Source organism: Arthrobacter sp. Cza30, assembly GCF_059090765.1.
The window spans coordinates 650,786-669,129 of sequence record NZ_JBNHGA010000001.1 but is presented as its reverse complement, the minus strand read 5'-3'; the positions used below and the strand labels follow the sequence as shown (position 1 = coordinate 669,129).

14 protein-coding genes are annotated in these 18,344 nt (G+C 72.3%); 7 read left to right on the top strand and 7 right to left on the bottom strand.

All coding sequences use genetic code 11. From position 1 onward, the window contains the following. Nucleotides 1–139 precede the first annotated feature (139 nt). From AC5RVZ_RS02905 to cydC, 5 genes are all read left to right on the top strand, one after another. Nucleotides 140–625 carry a Dps family protein gene (locus AC5RVZ_RS02905; protein ID WP_494064722.1) on the top strand — a complete coding sequence of 162 codons (486 nt, stop codon included), beginning with the start codon at nt 140–142 and terminating at the stop codon, nt 623–625. A 180-nt stretch (nt 626–805) separates the two neighbouring features. Beyond that, nucleotides 806–2,224 carry a cytochrome ubiquinol oxidase subunit I gene (locus AC5RVZ_RS02900; RefSeq protein WP_494064269.1) on the top strand — a complete coding sequence of 473 codons (1,419 nt, stop codon included), beginning with the start codon at nt 806–808 and terminating at the stop codon, nt 2,222–2,224. A 28-nt stretch (nt 2,225–2,252) separates the two neighbouring features. Continuing rightward, a complete protein-coding gene (gene cydB, locus AC5RVZ_RS02895) occupies nt 2,253–3,284 on the top strand; it encodes a cytochrome d ubiquinol oxidase subunit II (RefSeq protein ID WP_494064268.1) in 1,032 nt (343 codons plus the stop codon). 8 nt (nt 3,285–3,292) lie between these two features. Further along, nucleotides 3,293–4,990, top strand: coding sequence for a thiol reductant ABC exporter subunit CydD (cydD, locus tag AC5RVZ_RS02890; protein ID WP_494064267.1), 1,698 nt, complete (start codon nt 3,293–3,295; stop codon nt 4,988–4,990). Further along, nucleotides 4,987–6,690: a thiol reductant ABC exporter subunit CydC gene (gene cydC, locus AC5RVZ_RS02885; protein ID WP_494064266.1), complete on the top strand. Its 1,704-nt coding sequence runs from the start codon at nt 4,987–4,989 to the stop codon at nt 6,688–6,690. Before cydD ends, cydC begins: the two co-directional genes overlap by 4 nt. A gap of 124 nt (nt 6,691–6,814) precedes the next feature. Here cydC and AC5RVZ_RS02880 read toward each other — a convergent pair whose 3' ends face one another. After that, nucleotides 6,815–8,356 carry an SDR family oxidoreductase gene (locus AC5RVZ_RS02880; RefSeq protein ID WP_494064265.1) on the bottom strand — a complete coding sequence of 514 codons (1,542 nt, stop codon included), beginning with the start codon at nt 8,354–8,356 and terminating at the stop codon, nt 6,815–6,817. 73 nt (nt 8,357–8,429) lie between these two features. Next, on the bottom strand, nt 8,430–9,029 hold the full coding sequence (locus tag AC5RVZ_RS02875) for a GNAT family N-acetyltransferase (protein ID WP_494064264.1): 600 nt from the start codon (nt 9,027–9,029) through the stop codon (nt 8,430–8,432). Between the two features lie 207 nt (nt 9,030–9,236). On the opposite strand from AC5RVZ_RS02875, the gene AC5RVZ_RS02870 reads away from it, so the two are divergent. Further along, nucleotides 9,237–9,890 (top strand): NTP transferase domain-containing protein, encoded by a 654-nt coding sequence (locus AC5RVZ_RS02870; RefSeq protein ID WP_494064263.1) that lies wholly within the window; start codon nt 9,237–9,239, stop codon nt 9,888–9,890. A gap of 185 nt (nt 9,891–10,075) precedes the next feature. Here the strand turns inward: AC5RVZ_RS02870 and AC5RVZ_RS02865 are convergent, their stop codons facing one another. The 5 genes from AC5RVZ_RS02865 to AC5RVZ_RS02845 all read right to left on the bottom strand — a co-directional run bounded on the left by AC5RVZ_RS02865 (nt 10,076) and on the right by AC5RVZ_RS02845 (nt 17,278). Then, on the bottom strand, nt 10,076–12,034 hold the full coding sequence (locus AC5RVZ_RS02865) for a helicase HerA-like domain-containing protein (protein WP_494064262.1): 1,959 nt from the start codon (nt 12,032–12,034) through the stop codon (nt 10,076–10,078). Between the two features lie 73 nt (nt 12,035–12,107). Then, the gene (locus tag AC5RVZ_RS02860) at nt 12,108–12,380 is read right to left on the bottom strand and encodes a DUF4242 domain-containing protein (protein ID WP_494064261.1); all 273 of its coding nucleotides are present in this window, start codon (nt 12,378–12,380) and stop codon (nt 12,108–12,110) included. A gap of 80 nt (nt 12,381–12,460) precedes the next feature. After that, nucleotides 12,461–15,076 carry an ATP-binding protein gene (locus AC5RVZ_RS02855; protein WP_494064260.1) on the bottom strand — a complete coding sequence of 872 codons (2,616 nt, stop codon included), beginning with the start codon at nt 15,074–15,076 and terminating at the stop codon, nt 12,461–12,463. A gap of 102 nt (nt 15,077–15,178) precedes the next feature. Beyond that, the gene (locus tag AC5RVZ_RS02850; protein ID WP_494064259.1) at nt 15,179–15,835 is read right to left on the bottom strand and encodes a phosphatase PAP2 family protein; all 657 of its coding nucleotides are present in this window, start codon (nt 15,833–15,835) and stop codon (nt 15,179–15,181) included. A gap of 57 nt (nt 15,836–15,892) precedes the next feature. Continuing rightward, nucleotides 15,893–17,278 carry a multidrug effflux MFS transporter gene (locus tag AC5RVZ_RS02845; protein WP_494064258.1) on the bottom strand — a complete coding sequence of 462 codons (1,386 nt, stop codon included), beginning with the start codon at nt 17,276–17,278 and terminating at the stop codon, nt 15,893–15,895. Between the two features lie 353 nt (nt 17,279–17,631). Here AC5RVZ_RS02845 and AC5RVZ_RS02840 point away from each other — a divergent pair, with 353 nt between their 5' ends. Further along, nucleotides 17,632–18,342 (top strand): thioredoxin-like domain-containing protein, encoded by a 711-nt coding sequence (locus AC5RVZ_RS02840; protein WP_494064257.1) that lies wholly within the window; start codon nt 17,632–17,634, stop codon nt 18,340–18,342. Nucleotides 18,343–18,344: the final 2 nt, after the last annotated feature.

Here is an 18,344-nt window from a genome sequence, read left to right as displayed (position 1 = left end):
CTAACCTCGGGGCAGGCATCAGAACGGAGAGATCGTGACCCCCAGCACGACCACCAGCAAGAGCAGCGGCGACAAGAGCGCGGGCGCATCGACGGCGGGTAACAAGCGCCGGCCGGCTCGCGGCGGCGGGGGCGCCGAGCTGACATCGGAGCAGAACGCCGAGCGCGGCTTCACCGCCTCCGAGGCCCTCAGCGAGAACCTGCAGAAGGTGCTCGTCGACCTGATCGAGCTGTCGCTGCAGGGCAAGCAGGCGCACTGGAACGTCGTCGGGCGCAACTTCCGCGACACCCACCTGCAGCTGGACGAGATCATCGAGTCCGCGCGTGAGTTCTCCGACACCATCGCCGAGCGCATGCGCTCGCTGCACGCGCTGCCCGATGGGCGCAGCGACGAGGTGGCCCAGACCACGACCCTGCCGGAGTTCCCCCAGGGCGAGATCGAGACGACCGAGGTCATCGACCTCATGACCGAGCGACTGGACGCCGTCGCGACGACGTGCCGCGAGGTGCACGACGACGTCGACGAGGAAGACCCCACGAGCGCCGACATCCTGCATGCCATCCTCGAGCGGATGGAGCAGCTCTCGTGGATGGTGAGCGCGGAGAACCGCACGCCGACGCGGTGACCCCAGGCGCCCTCACGCTGCCCACCCTCCCCCGTGGATCGGTGGGCAGTGGCGTGTCTGGCGTCCGTCCCGGTGCAGCGGGATCACGCTGAGTCGCGCGTGACGATACCTGTGGTCTGACCACATGGTATTGTGGTCAGACCACACACGGTCCGCCCTCGCAGCGATCGGAGAGACATCGTGGATCTGCTGGACCCCCTGCTCCTTGCCCGCTGGCAGTTCGGGCTCACGACGCTCTACCACTACCTGTTCGTGCCGCTCACCCTCGGCATGGCGCTGGTGGTCGCGATCTTCCAGACGGTGTGGCACCGCACCGGCGATGTGAAGTGGCTGCACCTCACCCGGCTGTTCGGGAAGATCTTCCTGATCAACTTCGCCATGGGCGTGGTCACCGGCATCGTCCAGGAGTTCCAGTTCGGCATGAACTGGTCGGCCTACTCGCGCTTCGTCGGCGACGTGTTCGGCGCGCCGCTGGCCTTCGAGGGCCTCATGGCGTTCTTCTTCGAGGCCACCTTCATCGGCCTGTGGATCTTCGGATGGGACCGGCTCCCCCGCATCCTCCACCTGCTGTCGATGTGGATGGTGGTGCTCGGCTCCACCGCGTCGGCGTACTTCATCCTCGCCGCCAACGCGTTCATGCAGAACCCGGTGGGCTTCCGGATGGCCGCCGACGGATCGCGGGCGGAGCTGATCGACATCGGCGCCGTGCTCACCAACCCCGTGGTTCTGGCCGCCTTCCCCCATACGATCTTCGCGGCGTGGATGTTCTCGGCCACGGTGGTCGTCGCGGTCTCCGCCTGGCACCTCGCCCGCGGGCAGCACCTCGAAACCATGCGGTCATCGCTGCGGTTCGGACTGTGGGCCGTGATCGTCTCCTTCGCGGGCGTGGCCGTCAGCGGGGACCAGCTGAGTCTGGTCATGGTGGCGACCCAGCCGATGAAGATGGCCGCGGCCGAGGCGATCTGGAACTCCGCCTGCGGAGCGGATGCCTCGTTCTCGCTGCTGTCGATCGGCACCCCCGACGGCACGGAGGAGGTGTGGTCGCTGCGTGTGCCGTACCTGCTGTCGCTGCTGTCGACCCACAGTCTCGACGGCTGCGTCGAGGGCCTGAACGATCTGCAGGCGCAGTACAGCGAGCAGTTCGGCGCGGGCGTGGACTACCGCCCCATCGTGTGGGTGACGTACTGGTCCTTCCGCTGGATGATCGCGCTGGGCGGTGCCGCGGCGCTGGTCGCGCTCGCGGGGCTGTGGTTCACGCGGAGGAACGCGCCGCGCCCCGTGGCCCCGTGGATGTGGCGGGTCGCGATCTGGGCGGCCCCGCTGCCGCTGCTGGGCAGCCTCGTGGGCTGGGTCTTCACCGAGATGGGCCGTCAGCCCTGGATCGTGTTCAGCCTCATGCTCACCGAGGACGGCGTCTCGCCCAACGTGCCCGGGTGGACCGTGCTGATCTCGCTCGTCGCCTTCACGCTCATCTACGCGACCCTGGCCGTCGTCGAGCTCGGTCTCATCCTCAAGGCCGCCCGGACGGGGCCGGACCCCCTCTCTGACGGCGACGCCCGCGCCGACGCCGACGCACACACCCCCACGACGGTCTACTAACCACACCCGAGCGCACACGGAGCACGCCATGGATCTCGCCCACCTCTGGTTCTGGATCGTCGGATTCCTCTTCGTCGGGTACTTCGTCCTCGACGGGTTCGACTTCGGCGTCGGCATGTCGCTGCCGTTCCTGGGACGGGACGACATCAGCCGCCGCCAGGTGATCAACACCATCGGCCCGGTGTGGGACCTCAACGAGACGTGGGTGATCGTCGCCGGCGCGAGCCTGTTCGCGGCGTTCCCCCACTGGTACGCGACGCTGTTCAGCGGGTTCTACCTCCCGCTGCTGCTGATCCTGCTCGCCCTCATCGCCCGCGGGGTGTCGTTCGAGTACCGCCACCAGCGCGACAGCGCCCGCTGGCGCAAGCGCTTCGACACGCTGATCGTGGTGGGGTCCGCCGTGCCCGCGCTGCTGTGGGGCATCGCCCTGGCGAACATCGTGCAGGGCGTGCCCATCGATGCCGAGATGAACGTCACCGGGTCGCTGCTGACGCTGCTGAACCCGTACGCGCTGCTGGGCGGTCTGACCACGCTGCTGCTGTTCTTCACGCACGGCGTCCTCTTCGTCGCGCTGAAGACCGACGGCCGGGTGCGCGCGGACGCCCGCCGGCTCGCGGGTCGGGCGGGCCTGGTGGCGATCCTCCTCGCCGCGGCGTTCCTGGTGTGGACGAGCCTTCTGGCGTTCTCCGAGGGCCGTGACCTGGCGTGGCTGACCGTCGCGTGCACGGTGACTGCCGGACTGCACCTCGTCGGAGCCTCGGTGGCGAACGCGCGCGGTCGCGAGGGGTGGGCGTTCGCGTTCGGCGCCGTCACGGTGCTGGCGGTGGTGCTCTCGCTGTGGCTCGCGCTGTTCCCGTTCGCGATGCCCTCGACGACCGACCCGGCGTACAGCCTCACCATCGACAACGCCTCGAGCACCGACTACACGCTGACGATCATGACGTGGGCCGCGGTGATCTTCCTTCCGCTGGTGCTGCTGTACCAGGGGTGGACGTACTGGGTGTTCCGCCAGCGGGTCACGCGCTCCCACATCGAGAAGGCGGCGGCGGTCGCGCATTGAGGGGAACCATGGCAGGAAGCAGCTCCGAGCCCGCCGCCGGACGGGCGGACGCCGGGTCGCGCCCCAGCCGCCCGGTGGACCCGCGGCTCCTGCGGTATGCCGCCGCATCACGCGGGTTCTTCCTCGCGATCGGTCTGATCGCCGCAGCGCAGACGGCTGTGATCGTCGCGTTCGCCTGGCTGCTCACCCGCGCGATCACGGGGCTGATCGACGGGATGCCGCTGCCCGAGGCGGCGGCGATCCTCGGGGCTCTCGCAGCCGTCGTGGCGGCGCGTGGCGCGCTGCTGTGGGTCCGGGAGGCCGTCGCCATCCGCGCCGCAGCCCGCGTGCAGACGCAGCTTCGCACAGCGCTCGTCTCGGCGATCGGCACGCTCGGCCCGGGATGGCTCGCGACGCGGAACTCCGCCGCGCTCGCGGTGACCGCAGGCCGTGGCCTGCAGGCGCTCGAGGCGTACTTCGGCCGGTATCTCCCTGCACTGGTGCAGACCGCCGTCGCAACGCCGATCCTCGTCGCCGTGATGTGGTGGCAGGACGTGATCTCCGCGATCACGGTGCTGCTGACCCTCCCCCTCATCCCCGTCTTCATGGTGCTCATCGGGCTCGCGACCCGCACGGTGCAGCAGCGGCAGTGGCGGACCCTGCAGCGACTTGCCGCACGCTTCGCCGACACCGTCGAGGGTCTGGCGACGCTCACCGTGTTCGGTCGCCAGCACCGGGCGGCGGCCGCCATCGAGCGGGTCACCGACGACTACCGCCGCGAGACACTGCGCGTGCTGCGCGTGTCGTTCCTCTCCGGATTCGCGCTGGAGTTCTTCGCGAGCATCTCGGTGGCCATCGTCGCGGTCTCGATCGGGTTCCGGCTCATCGACGGCTCGTTGGGGCTCGGCGTCGGGCTGTTCGTGCTGCTGCTCGCCCCGGAGGCGTACCTGCCGCTGCGCCAGGTGGGCGTCCAGTTCCATGCCGCCGCGGAAGGTGTCGCGGCGACCGACGACGTCTTCGACGTCCTGGATGCCGCACGTGGCGTGCCCCCGGCAGTCCCCTTCCTCCGGCGGGATGCGGGCCCCTGGCATGACGCGATCCTGCGCGTCGACGGGCTGCGGGTGCGCCGCGGGGACCTCTTGCTGCCACCGGTGTCGTTCGAGGCCGCACCCGGCACGGTGACGCTCATCGAGGGACCGAGCGGCGCCGGCAAGTCCAGCATCCTCTCGGCTCTCCGCGGCGCCGCGGCGTTCGAGGGCGAGGCGACGTTCGGCGGTCGGGATGTGCGCGGACTCCCGCCAGCGTCGTGGCTCGCGTGGGCCGATCAGCACCCCGGCCTTCTCGCGGGGACGATCCGCGACAACGTCACGCTGGGCGACCCTTCGCCCACGGAGCCCGCGCTCCGGCGTGCCCTCGCTCTCGCGTGTGCCGACGGCCTCGATCCCGAGTCCGAACTCGGCGTGCAGGGTGCGGGCCTGTCCGGCGGGCAGGCGCAGCGCGTGGCCGTGGCTCGTGCTTTCCACCGGTACCTGCGGGGTCGCGCCCGCGTCATCGTGCTCGACGAGCCGAGCGCCGCGCTCGATGCGCCGACCGAAGCCCGCCTGTGGCGCGGCATCCGGTCCCTCGCCGACGAGGGCGCGACAGTGCTGCTGGTCTCGCATCGCACGGCCGCCCGCGGGATCGCCGACCGCGTCGTTCCCGTCGAGGCCAGCGAGGTCCTGGCATGACCGCCTCGCGGGGCCGCGCCGAGACGCGCACGGCGCGCGACGTGCTGCGGGACGCGATGCCGCCGGCACGCCGGCTCCGGTGGACCCTGGCTGCCGGCTTCGCCTCAGAGGCCTCCGCGGTGGCGCTGCTGGCCGTGAGCGCGTGGCTCATCGTGCGGGCGAGCGAGCAGCCGCCCGTGCTGTACCTGACGGCCGCTGTGGTCGGCGTGCGGTTCTTCGCGATCGCGCGGGCCGTCTTCCGCTACGGCGAGCGCCTGATGGGCCACGACGCGGCGCTGCGGCAGCTGGCCGCGACGCGAGCGGACCTGGTCCGCCGGCTCGTGCCTTTGGCGCCAGACGGACTTCTCCGCGCGCGACGCGGATCGGTCCTCGGCGCACTCGTGGACGACATCGACGAGCTGCAGAACCTGCCCCTGCGCGTGGTGCAGCCGCTCGCCTCCTCGGCGCTCGTCGCCGCGGGCGCGGTCGTCCTCGTGGCGTTCGTGTGGTGGCCCGCCGCGCTGACGCTGTCGGGCTGCCTCCTGATCGCAGCCGCCGCGGCGGCAGGCTGGGGCTGGGCCTCGGGCTCGCGCGCCGAACGCGACATCGCTCCCCTGCGCGGGCGCCTGGCCGACGCGGTGCTGGACCACCTGACGAACCTGGACGTGCTGATCGCCTACGGCGCCGAGGCCGAGAGCCGCGACCGCATCGTGGCGGCGGACGCCGCGCTGCGGCGCGCGACGGTGCGGCGAACCGGAGCCCAGGCGGGCACCTCGGCCCTCGTGTCGCTCGCCGCCGGCGCCGCCACGATCGCCGCCGTCGTCACCGCGATGCCCGGCTCTCAGGCCGGCGTCCTCGACGCGCCGTCCCTCGCGGTGGTGGCACTGATCCCCCTCGCCGTCTTCGAGGTGTTCGCAACCGTCCCGCTCGCAGCCTCGGCGTGGCGGCAGGTGCGCTCCGCCGCCGGGCGCATCGCCGCGTCCGTGCCCGCCGACGTGCCTCCCGAGCTCGTCCACGACTCCGTCGCTCCGACCGGCGAGGCACCGGCGCTCGGCGACGGGCTGCGGCTTCGGGGCGCGTCGGTGCGCTGGCCCGGCGCGGCCGTGGCGACGCTGCGCGAGGTGGACTTCGATCTCCGCCCCGGCGAGCGCGTGCTCGTGGTGGGGTCCAGCGGCTCCGGCAAGACGACGCTCGCCCACGCGCTGGTGCGCTTCCTCGACACAGACGGCGTCTACGAGATCGGCGGACGCTCCGTGCACGACCTGGCCGCCGACGACGTCCGGCGGACGGTCGGCCTCTGCGAGCAGCATCCGATGCTCTTCGACGAGGACATCCGCCAGAACCTGCTGTTCGCGCGCGAGACCGCCACGGATGCCGACCTCGAGGATGCGCTGGCGCGCGTGGGCCTCGCGTCGTGGCTGCGTGCGCGCGGCGGACTGGATGCACCGGTCGGCGAGCGCGGCGCGCTCGTGTCCGGCGGCCAGGCGCAGCGCCTCGCGCTCGCTCGCGCCCTGCTGCGCGGGTTCCCGGTCCTGGTGCTCGACGAGCCGACGGCCGGGGTCGATCCCGAGGCATCCGAGGAGCTGCTGCAGGATCTCCTCGGCGCGGTGCGAGAGGACCAGGCGGTCGTGCTGATCTCGCACGTCTCGGTGCCCGGCCGCCTGGTGGATCGGGTGGTGCGCGTCGAGGACGGTCGTCTCCTCGGGAGCGTGGGCCCATGACGCTGACCGATCACCGCGTCCAGGGACGATGCCGCCACGATCGCGCGGATCCGCGCCGACACAGGGCGCGCAGCCTGCGCCGGGCTCGTCGGACGGGAAGTGCAGCGGCGCCGCGTGCGAGACCTCACCGCGCCGGCGCCGGCGCGCCGACAGCGGCAGCGGCGATGCGCCGCGCCATCCCGGCGAAGACGAAGCCGTGGAAGGGCAGCACGGCGAACCAGTAGAGGCGTCCGGCGAGGCCACGGGGGAAGAACACCGCACGCTGGTCGTAGCGTGCGCCCTCGTCCTCGGGCGATGCCCGAAGCTCGAGCCAGGCGAGGCCGGGCACCTTCATCTCGGCGCGCAGCCGCAGCATCCGCCCGGGCTCGATCGCTTCGACGCGCCAGAAGTCGAGGGCATCGCCCACACCGAGCCTCGTGCGGGAGCGGCGTCCGCGCGCCAGGCCGATTCCTCCGACGAGCCGGTCCATCCAGCCGCGGATCGTCCACAGCAGCGGCGACGAATACCACCCGTTGTCGCCGCCGATGCCTTCGATCACGCGCCACAGCGCGTCCGCCGACGCGGACGTGTGCGCCGTGCGGGCGTCGGTGAACACGGCCCGCCGCGCCCACTCGGGGTCGTTCGGCAGCGGGTCGCTCGGGACGGCCAGCACCTGGGCATCGGCCCAGCTCGTCTCGACCGTGTCGGTCTCGACGCGAGCGAGGGCCAGGCGGACGGCGTCGCGGTAGCTCGTGAGGCCTCTGTCGGGCGGCGGGAGGAGGGTGTCGATGTCGTGGTCCTTGACGACGCACTCGTTCTGCAGGGACTCCACGAGCGGCCGCGCGATCACCGCCGGGATCGGCGTCACCAGTGCCACCCAGAGGGAAGCCAGTCGCGGCGTGAGCACCGGAAGCGCCGCGATCGGACGCTGGCGGAGCCCCGCCTCCTTGGCATAGCCGTTCAGCATCTGCCCGTAGCGCAGCACGTCGGGGCCGCCGATATCCACGGCGCGGCTGACGCCGGGCGCGACACGGGCGGCCCCCAGCAGGTAGTGGAGGACGTCACGCACGGCGATGGGCTGGATGCGGTTGCGCACCCACTTCGGTGCCGGCATGTAGGGCAGCACCTCGGTGAGGTGGCGCACCATCTCGAACGACGCCGAGCCGGACCCGATGACCACCCCCGCCTGCAGCACCAGCGCGGGCACCCCGCCGGCGAGAAAGATGTCACCGACCTCGACGCGCGAGCGCAGATGGGCCGAGAGTGCGGCGCCTTCCGGATGCAGCCCGCCGAGGTACACGATGCGGCCGACGCGCGCGCTCTCGGCGGCGTCCGCCACCGTTCGGGCGGCGCGGCGATCGGCGTCGGCGAAGCCCTTGCCCGCTGCCATGCCGTGGACGAGGTAGTAGAGCACATCGACGTCGTCCACGGCGCGGGCGACGGCGTCGGCATCCGTCGCATTCCCGGTCACCACCTCGACGCGGTCGCCCCACGAGAACGCGGTCACGCGCGCCGGGTCCCGGGCGAGCACGCGCACCGTGTAGCCGGCGGTGAGCAGCCGCGGTACGAGGCGCCCGCCGATGTACCCGGTCGCACCGACGACCAGCGCGCGCGGCGACCGGCCGTCGGGCCTCGGCACGGCGGTCAGACCGGGTTCGCGGCCGGTGGGCGCCGAGAGGTCCTCCATGACGGCAGAGTACGTGCGCGCAGGGGCGCACTCCGGGGCCTTGACGTCGGAGCCGACCGCTGTGCGTCGCGTGTCAGGCGAGCGCGCGTCCGAACGCCTGCACTCCGGCGCTCGACGGCAGCGGCGTGAAGCCGACGCGCGGGTAGAACGACAGCGCACCGGCGTTGTCGGCGGTCGCGACGAGATGGAGCCCCGGCACGCCACGCCCCTGCAGCTCCGCTACGAGCATGTCGATGAGCCGGCGCCCCCACCCCTGCCCCTGCGCCTCGGGGAGCAGGTCGATGTGCAGATGCGCGGGGTACTGCGCGCTGTACGGCACATCCGCCCGTCCCCGGCCGTAGGCGTACTGGAGGATGCCGTCCTGACGGGACCGCTCCGCGGGGGGACGTGGCCAGCGAGCACTGTGCCGCGGCCACCACTCGGCACGGAACCACTCCTCGAACGCCGCGGTGTCGGGGGCAGACACGATGTACCCCACGACACGCCCGTCGTCGGACTCGACGACGAACGCGAGATCGGGATGCCGCGCGACATACGGCAGCACGAAGATCTCGGCCCACAGATCGTCGTCGTCGAGGAGGCCGGTCGCGTCGGCTCCCGAGTCGGCGGTCCGCAGGCAGATGTCGGCGAGAGCCGGCTCGTCACCGGCGCGGAACGGTCGGATGTGTGCCACCGGGCGATTCTAGGACGGCGCCGTCCGGCCACGTCGCCGCGACGGCCGCCGGCGATCTCGTCGATGTCATCCTGATTCCATGAGCTTCACGCAACTCGACGAGGCGGGCCGCGGCGAGAGCACGCGCATCGACGAGAGCCGCGTCCGGGCCAGGACCGGAGGCAGGAGCGTCGACCAGCACCGCCCCGGCGGGCGATGATGGCGACGATGGAGGTTCCGGGCGGGCTCGGTGCGATCGTCCTCGCCTCTGCGAGCGCCACCGGCGTCGACGGTGCGGCGCCGCCGCTTGTCGAGCCCGCCGATCGAGCACCGCTCGCAGCCGCAGTGGGCGCCGCGACTGCGGCAGGCGCGCGACCCGTCACGGTGGTCGGGCCTGTGCTGGATGCGACGCTGCCCGTCGATCGGGTGCGCGGGGAGCCCGCGCAGGCCGGCAGCGCCGCCGCGATCGTCGCGGCGCTGGAGTCGTGGCGTTCACCGGCGGCGCTGCACTCCTCGCCGTTGTCGGCGGCTCGCGACCCGGCATGGACTCTGCTGCTGGCCTGCGACCTCCCCGGCGCCGGCGCCATCGTCGCGCGGCTTCTGTCCGATCTCGTGCTCCTCCCCTCCGACAGCGACGGCATGTGTCTCGCGGATGCCTCGAGCCGGCCACGGTGGCTCATCGGCGTCTACCGCACGGCGGCGCTGCGCGCCGCGGCATCCGCGCTTCCCGACGGCGGGCGAAGCGCCTCGGTTCAGGCGCTGATGGACGACCTCGCGATCACCGTCGTCGTGGCGGACGGACTCACCCGCGGCGTGGACACGGAGGGCGTCGTGGAAGAGGCGCACGCGCGCGGCGACGTCCGCCGCAACGACGCGCCGTGAGCGATCGCGGCGACCCGCACGACCGGCATCAGTGGCCGATGCCTCCGAGCTGGTCGAGCACATGGCGGGCACCGACAGCACGGCGGGCATGCCGGATCCCACGCCTGCCGCAGACCCCGGCTTCTCGGCGGCGTACGGAAGTCCGCTGATCCGCTCGATCCGGGGCCGGCTCACGCCGCCGGGGCTCAGCGCCGGCCCGTGCCGAAGATGCCGCGGATCACGGTGCCGATGACGTCCTGCGTCGACGGCGATGCGAGGATCTGCTCGATCGGCGAGCGCCGGCTCCGGGTCGTGCGCCGGGTGCGCGTGGTGCCCGCGGTCTTCTTGAGCAGGCGCTCGTACTCCTGCTGCGCCTTCTTCTCGGCGGCCGCGTCCGCGCGGTCGATCGCGGCCCGCTGCTTGGCGAGCTCGGCGTCGGCCTTCGCCTTCTCGAGGGCCGCCTGCTCCGCGGCCGCCCGTTCCTCGGCCGCCTTCATCTTGGCTGTCAGCACCTCCCGCGCCGACTCTCGGTCGATCGGCGTGCCGTACCCGGCCAGGAGCGGGGATGCCTGCACCGCGGCGTCGATGTCGGCATCGGATGTCGGGGACATCGACCCCTGCGGCGCACGCATGCGGGTCCAGGCGACGGGCGTCGGCGCCCCCTTCTCGCTCAGGACCGTCACGATCGCCTCGCCGGTGCCCAGTTCCTGCAGCACGCGCTCCAGGTCGTACCCGGATCGCGGGTACGTGCCCACCGTCGCGCGCAGCGCCTTGGCGTCGTCGGGGGTGAAAGCGCGCAGCGCGTGCTGCACCCGCGAGCCGAGCTGGGCGAGCACGTCGCCGGGCACGTCCTTGGGCGTCTGCGTCACGAAGAACACACCCACGCCCTTGGAGCGGATGAGCCGCACGGTCTGCACGATGGCGGCGAGGAAGTCCTTCGAGGCATCCCGGAACAGCAGGTGCGCCTCGTCGAAGAAGAACACCAGCTTCGGCTTGTCGACGTCTCCGACCTCGGGAAGGATCTCGAACAGCTCCGCGAGCAGATACATCAGGAACGTCGAGAACAGCGCGGGCTTGTCCACCACACCCGGGACTTCGAGCAGGCTGATGACGCCCCGGCCGTCCGAGGCGGTCCGCAGGAAGTCGCGCACGTCGAACTCCGGCTCGCCGAAGAACACGTCCGCGCCGTCATCGGCGAACGCGATGAGTTCACGCAGGATGACCCCGGCGGTCGATGCCGAGAGCCCGCCCAGCTCCTTCAGCTCGGGCTTGCCCTCGTCGCTGGTGAGATAGGTCAGGACCGCGCGCAGGTCGGCCAGGTCGACCAGCGCCAGTCCCTGCTGGTCGGCGTAGTGGAACACCAGGCCGAGGCTCGACTCCTGCGTGGCGTTCAGGCCCAGCACCTTGCTCAGCAGCAGCGGCCCGAACCCGGACACCGTCGCGCGGACCGGGACGCCCCTGCCGACGCCGCCGAGCGCGAAGTACTCGGTCGCCGACGCCTGCGGCGTCCAGGACTGCCCGATGCCCGCCGTGCGCTCGAGCAGTCGGGGGCTCGGCTCTCCGGGCGTCGCGACGCCGGACAGGTCGCCTTTGATGTCGGCGGCGAACACCGGAACGCCTTTCGCCGCGAGCTGCTCGGCAAGGCCTTGCAGCGTCCGCGTCTTGCCGGTGCCCGTCGCGCCGGCCACGAGGCCGTGCCGGTTCATCATCGCCAGCGGGATCCGGATCTGCGCAGCGGGCACCGCCTCGCCGTTGACGAGCGCACCGAGGTCGAGCGTCTCCGTGTCGAAGGTGTACCCCTGCACGATGGCGGCGACCTGGTCCGCGTCGAGGGGGCTCTGCGCTTCCGAAGCGCTTCGCGCCGCGGGCGGATCCGCGGGAGCGGATGCTTCGTCCCGGGATGCGATCTCGTCCGGGGCTGCCGGCGGCGCGGCCGCAGCCGCGGCGGCGGGGCCCTCCTTCGCGGCTGCCGGCGGCGCGGTCGCCGCGGCATCCACCGCGGTGGAGGCTCTCGCCTTCGCGGCCTGCGCCTCCGCTGCGGCCAGCGCCGCTCTGGCCTGCGCGGCCCGCAACTGCGCCTCGGCTGCTTCGGCCTCGGCGCGCAGCCGTGCCAGCTCCGCCTCCGCAGCGGCCGCGGCGGGGTCGGGCGTCGCAGGCGCGGTCATGCGCTCAGCCTAGCCAGCGCCCCCCGCCCAGGCATCCCGTCGCCGCCGGCCGCTGCGGAAGCGGAGCCGTCGGTCAGTACGCGAAGTAGGGATCGAGGACCCGCACTTCGGTGATCCGGTCGACCGGCAGGCCGTTGCGCTCCGCCGCGGCCCTGATCGCCTCCGCCGAGGGCGCGTCGTAGATGCAGTACGTGCGGCTCTTGTCCGAGGTCACGTACGAGTGCACCCATGTCACACCACCGTCGGCGTTGGTCCCGACGACGTTCAGACACGCCGTCGCGCCCTGCTCGTTCGCGGGGATGTGGAGTCCGTCAGGGAACGTCCGCTCCACGACATACCTGGTCATCTCGTGCTCCTTCCGGCCGCACCGTGCGGCATGAGCACACGCTATGGACCAGGTGCTGGACCTCGAATGGGCGATACCGCCTATTCCTCGCTGTCCGCCCGAGGCCGCGAGCCTCCGTGACGCGCCAGCGTGATGATGCCTTCCTGCAGACCCTTCGCCACCGCCTCGCCGCGCGTCGTGCTGCCCGTCTTGGCGAGGACCGCGGAGACGTGATGGTCGACCGTGCGGGCCGAGACGACGAGACGACGGGCGATCATCGCGTTGGAGAGGCCTTCCGCGAGCAGGTGCAGGACTTCGAGCTCGCGCGCGGTGAGGCCGGCCGGTGCGCGTCGCGCCGTGCCGGGGGCACGAGGGATGCCGCGGATGCCCTCCTCGCGCAACGACCGCCGGATCCGCCGCGCGAGCGGAAGCGCACCGAGTCCGTCGAGCACGTGGAGCGCCTCGCGGCGGGCCTGCTCGTCACTGAACGACAGAGCCAGGGCGCGTTCGTACACGCCGCCGCGGTCGGCCCAGAGGCGAGCGGCGTCGTCCCACTCGCCCCGCATCATCAGGCCATAGCCGTCGGCGGCGTCGGCGGGCGTCGGCGGCGGCGCTCCGGCCTGTCCGAGCCAGAAGCCCAGTTCCGCCATGAACGGCACGTGGCGGTGTGCGACGGCTTCGGCGTACTGCGCCTGGGCTTCCACGCGCGTGCGATCGAGGTCCCCCTCCAGCCACGCCGCCTCCGCGCGCGCCGCCCGCACCGGCGCCTGACGCTGCAGCGTGCGGGTCGCGTCGGCCACTTCCAGCGCCGCGTCGAGATGACGCCAGGCATCCCCGTCGCCGCGCCGCGCGGCGAGCCGGCCGAGGCACATCCTCGCCATCACCACGGCGATCGGCGGCGAGGACGGTCGCCGCACGATCTCGGCAGCGCGTTCCGCCGCCGCCTGCCACAGTCCCAGGCTGAGATCGGTGAGGGCGTACCAGGAGGACGCGTAGGACTCCGCTGCGCGCAGGTCGTAGACCTCGCCGATGCGCATCGATCTCTCCAGGTGCGGCCGGGCCCGGCGCGGATGTCCCATCTCGCCCAGCGCGCTGCCGAGATTGGAGGCGGCGAGCGCCTCCTGCGTGAAGTCGGTGCGGGCATGCGCGAGGTCCATGGCCGCGCGGAGCTCTCGCTCGCCCGCCTCGAGGTCGCCGGCGACGATGAGCGCCGACCCCAGCGCGTTGCGGATCTCGGCGACATCGTCGTCTTCACCGGCCTCCTCGGCGGCGGCGAGCCCGCGGCGAGCCCACGCGACGGCTTCTTCGCTGTGGCGGGTGAGCATGCGCAGATAGGCCTGAGCGCGGTAGACGCGGACGTGGGTTGCTGTGACGGGCATCCCCTCGAGCTCGGCCAGCGCCGCACGCGCAGCCTCCTCGGCGTCGTCGGTCCGCCCGGCGCGGAAGAGCACCGTCGTCGAGCGGACCAGCGCATCGGCGACCCGCAGCCGATCGCCGGCGGCGCGATGCAGCGCCACCGCTTCGTCCAGCGCCGCGATCGCGGCATCGCGCTGGTCGGTCAGGTGGCATTCGAGGGCATAGCCCTCCAAGAGGGCCGCCCGCTCCGCGACGCCGACTCCATCGGCGACATCCAGAGCCTGACGGTAGTGCCGCGCCGCCTCCCGGTGCGAGGACCGCTGCACGGCTTCCAGGGCCGCCCGCGGCGCCAGGCGCAGCACCGCGTCCCGATCCGCCGCTCCCATGGCGTGGTGGACCAGCCGCGCCGTGTCGCCTCGCGCCCCGGGCGTCGCTGTGAGGATGTCGAGGAGGCGCCGATGGATCGAGACGCGCCGCGGCGGCGAGATGCCTTCCAGCACGGCGAGGCGGGCCAGTTCGTGCCGGAACGCCAGCGTGTCGCCGGACGCCACGAGCACGCCGTGGTCGATGCACTCGTCGACCGCTCCCGCCTCGGCGGCCAGCATCCGCTCCAGCAGCCACGCCTCGCAGCGGGGACCCGCCACCGCGGCGACCTCCACGGCGGCGCGTGCGGCAGCGCTCAGCCGGGCCAGCCTCGCTCGCGCGGCATCCCGCACGGTGACCGGGATCTCATCCCCGCGGGAGCCTCGCAGCTCCCACGTGAGGAACGGATTGCCGCCGGCGACCTCCCAGACGCGGCGGCCCGCCACCGGGTCGCCGATCAGATCCATGACGGCCGATCGACTGAGCCGCCGAGGTTCGATCATGCGCGCGCCTGCGGCGCTGAGGAGCTCGCCGAGCATGAGCCGCACGGGGTGACCGGCGGGGATCTCGTCGTCCCGGGTCGTGACGACGACCATCGCCGAGGTGCGCTGGATTCGGCGGCCGACGTATCCGAGACATTCGAGTGTGGCCTCGTCCGCCCAATGGACGTCCTCGACGATGATCACCGGTGGGCGCGGCGTGGCCCGCAGTCCCTGCAGGAACCGGGATGCCGCCGTGCCCTGCTCGTCCCGCGGGATGCCGACGCCGAGCGCCGTGGCCGCTTCGAGGATGGGGCCCAGCGGACGCGGGACCGGATCGCACGATCCCCACGCGACCGGTGTGCGCGCGTCCAGGCCCGCTACGAAGTCCGAGACGAGGGCGGTCTTGCCGATCCCGGCCTCTCCTCGGACGATCACCATGCGGCCCGCGCCGCGACGGGCATCGGCCAGCGCCTCGCCGAGCACGGCGAGCTCCCGCTCTCGCTCCAGCAGCGCCATGGCGAACCCTGCCTGCGCCGGGCACCGCGCCCGGCTCCATGGCGTTCAGCGTAGACCTCGCCGGCGGGCGCGCCCAGCGGTGGCGCACGTCAGGCGGTCAGCCTAACGACGGGCTTCCCGCAGCGCGGGTCGCTCTCGCGCCATCGGGACGGCGAAGGCGCCTGCCACGAGGAGAGCGGCGCCGGCACCGATCAGACCTCCGCCGAGGGTGTCGCTGAGCCAATGCGCGTGCAGATACGTGCGGCTGAACGCCATCAGCAGCACCCACACCGCACCGACGGCGACGACCCAGGCCCGCGGGAAGATCACGAATGCGGCGACGGCGATGGTCGCCGCGTTGGCCACATGCCCCGACGGGAAGGAGCCGAAGTCGGAGACGACGAGGATCTCCTCGGGCCGGACGCGGCCGAAGGCATGCTTGAGCACCTGCACGCCCGCCGCCGACACCGCCTCGGCGGTGAGGAAGTACGCCGCCGCCCAGGGCCTTCGCGCCAGGATGAGTGCGAGCGCACCCGCGATCGGCATCGCCAGCACGCCGAACCAGCCGCCGCCCAGCCAGTTCATCGCGCGCGAGAACGCCAGCAGCACCGGGTTGAACCACGCGGTGACCAGCGCGTTCCACGTCACATCGACGGCGAAGGGCTGCTCCCCGCGGAGCAGCACCCACAGCCCGAGCAGGCACGCGAGGACCACGAGCGCGCCGCCGGTGACGAGGAGCGTGACGACGGAGAACGAGACCCTCTGCCGTTCTGCGGTCATCGCCCCATTCTGCCGGTCCCTCGGGCGGCGAGGGCGGAATCGCCGCGCGCGGGCTGATCAGGGGGCGAGGCGCTCCACGGTGCGCGGGCGCACCACGAACCACAGCGACAGCACGCCGACCGCCGCGCACCCGACCATCACCGACGCCATCGTGGTGGCCGTGATGCCGGCATCCCGCGCGATCCAGCCGACCAGGGGCGAGATCATCCCGGCCACGCCGAAGTTGACCGCGCCGATGATCGACTGCGCGGTGCCGGCGGCCTTGCCGTGGCGGTCGAGGGCGAGCACCTGGACGCACGGGAAGGTGAAGCCGCACGCGGTGATGAACAGGAACAGCGGGACGATCGTCCCCCACAGCCCGAGGCCCAGCTGATCGGTGATGACGATGGCGGATGCCGCGATCACGAGCACGGCCGTGGACCAGGCCATGACCCACTGCGGCCCGAACCGCGCGGCGAGCCGCGAGGCGGTCTGCACGCCCAGGACGACACCGAGCGAGTTCACGGCGAACAGGATGCCGTACTCCTGGGCGCTGAACGCGTAGTTCACCTGGAACAGGAACGGCGACGCAGACAGGTACGAGAACAAGCCGGAGAAGGTCATTCCGCCGATGATCAGGACGCCGATGAACACGCGGTCGCTGAACACGCTCCGGTAGCGCTGCCACACCGTGGTGGCACCGCGTTCGTGACGACGCGCCGGCGGCAGCGTCTCGGGGATGAAGACCATGGCCGAGACGAGCATGACCGCGCCGTAGATCGCCAGGACCACGAAGATCCCCCGCCACGGCATCACGGCCAGCAGCGCCGACCCCACGAGCGGGGCGAGCACCGGAGCGACGCCGGAGACGAGAGCAAGACGCGACAGCATCACGACCAGCCGCCGGCCGCCGAACAGGTCACGGACCACCGCTGCGGCGACGACGCCGCCCGCCGCCGCGCCGGCGCCCATCAGGACGCGGGCGCCCGACAGCAGCTCGAGCGTCGGAGCGAACGCCGCCGCGGTGCTGGCCAGGACGTGCAGCGCGGTGACGACCAGGAGCGGCACACGCCGGCCGACCTTGTCGCTGAGCGGGCCGACGATGAGCTGCCCGAGGGCGAAGCCGATCATCGTCCCGGTCAGCGTGAGCTGGATCGCGGCGGACGTGGTCTGGAAGTCGGCCTCCAGCACCGGGAACGCCGGCAGGTACAGGTCGATCGTGAACGGCCCGAGAGCGGTGAGCGCGCCGAGCAGGATGATGTAGAGGACGCGGCGGCGGGTCGAGATGGAATCGCCCGGGTGCAGCATGATCGGCGCGGTGGCCGGGTTGCTGCCGAGGGTGCGGATGGCACCCGTCGAGGACGTGTGCGGGCGCGGCTCATGCGCTCGCGGCTCGCCCGCGAGCGGCGTCTCTGGGAGACGGTCCTCGGGGCGCTGGACGGGGACGGAGGCAGTATCGAGCACGTGACTTTCGTTTCGACGACGAGGCGGCAGGCGTCGACACCGGCGATTCCGGCTCAGGCGCACAGGAGAAGAAGAAGAACGATCGGCGGCCAGCAGAACTCGGCAACGTCGAATCGTTTCGAGACCATTCTACCGGATGCCTCGCACTCGTCCGGCACGCGCGGTGCCGGCGGCCGGTCGCGCGGTCCTGACGCACCGCGCAGCGGCATCCGGCCATCGGCGGCATCCCGGCGTCTTATCGGGCGCTTATCAGGCCGCAGATCATGCGCTCGCATAGGATGAGGGCAGTCCGACCACCCATCCGCACTCGCCCGCGCAGCACTGCGCACGGCGCCCGAGCCGAGATCACGCACATGACCCCGACCCCCGCCGAGAAGCGCAAGAGCGGCAACCCCGCCACCCAGGCCGACATCAACCTCACCGTCAAGCAGCAGCGCGAGCAGAAGCGCCAGGAGAAGCTCGCCGAGTACCAGCGGCAGCTCGCCAAGCGCCGTCGCAGCAAGCTGGTGTGGTGGATCGTCGGCTCCACGGCCGGCCTCGCGATCGTCGCGCTCATCGTCGCCTCGGTCGTCTTCGCTCCCGCGCCGGCGCCCACGTACGAGCGCGGCGACGGCGACGGCGCCTCCATCGAGGGTGTCGAGACGTTCTCGCACACCACCACCCACGTCGAGGGCGCGGTCGAGTACGAGCAGACCCCTCCTGCCGGTGGCGAGCACAACGCCGTGTGGCTGAACTGCGGCGTGTACGCCGAGCAGGTGCCCAACGAGAACGCCGTCCACTCGCTCGAGCACGGCGCCGTCTGGGTCACGTACAACCCCGACGAGGTCTCCGGCGAAGAGGTCGCCGAACTCGAGGCGCAGCTGCCCTCGACCTACACGATCCTCTCGCCCTACCCCGGCATGGACACCCCGATCGCCCTGAGCGCCTGGAACGCGCAGCTGAAGATCGACTCCGCCGACGACGAGCGCATCGGCCAGTTCCTCACCTCGTACTGGCGCGCCACGTCGGTGCCCGAGCCGAACGCCGCCTGCACCGGCGCGCTGGACGGCCCCGGCAAGCAGTGACC

Bases quoted from the DNA above. Each gene is read 5' to 3' on its own strand.
- cydB (WP_494064268.1), top strand. From the start codon at position 2,253: ATGGATCTCGCCCACCTCTGGTTCTGGATCGTCGGATTCCTCTTCGTC.
- cydD (WP_494064267.1), top strand. From the start codon at position 3,293: ATGGCAGGAAGCAGCTCCGAGCCCGCCGCCGGACGGGCGGACGCCGGG.
- cydC (WP_494064266.1), top strand. From the start codon at position 4,987: ATGACCGCCTCGCGGGGCCGCGCCGAGACGCGCACGGCGCGCGACGTG.
- AC5RVZ_RS02880 (WP_494064265.1), bottom strand. From the start codon at position 8,356: ATGGAGGACCTCTCGGCGCCCACCGGCCGCGAACCCGGTCTGACCGCC.
- AC5RVZ_RS02870 (WP_494064263.1), top strand. From the start codon at position 9,237: ATGGAGGTTCCGGGCGGGCTCGGTGCGATCGTCCTCGCCTCTGCGAGC.
- AC5RVZ_RS02865 (WP_494064262.1), bottom strand. From the start codon at position 12,034: ATGACCGCGCCTGCGACGCCCGACCCCGCCGCGGCCGCTGCGGAGGCG.
- AC5RVZ_RS02860 (WP_494064261.1), bottom strand. From the start codon at position 12,380: ATGACCAGGTATGTCGTGGAGCGGACGTTCCCTGACGGACTCCACATC.
- AC5RVZ_RS02855 (WP_494064260.1), bottom strand. From the start codon at position 15,076: ATGGCGCTGCTGGAGCGAGAGCGGGAGCTCGCCGTGCTCGGCGAGGCG.
- AC5RVZ_RS02850 (WP_494064259.1), bottom strand. From the start codon at position 15,835: ATGACCGCAGAACGGCAGAGGGTCTCGTTCTCCGTCGTCACGCTCCTC.
- AC5RVZ_RS02840 (WP_494064257.1), top strand. From the start codon at position 17,632: ATGACCCCGACCCCCGCCGAGAAGCGCAAGAGCGGCAACCCCGCCACC.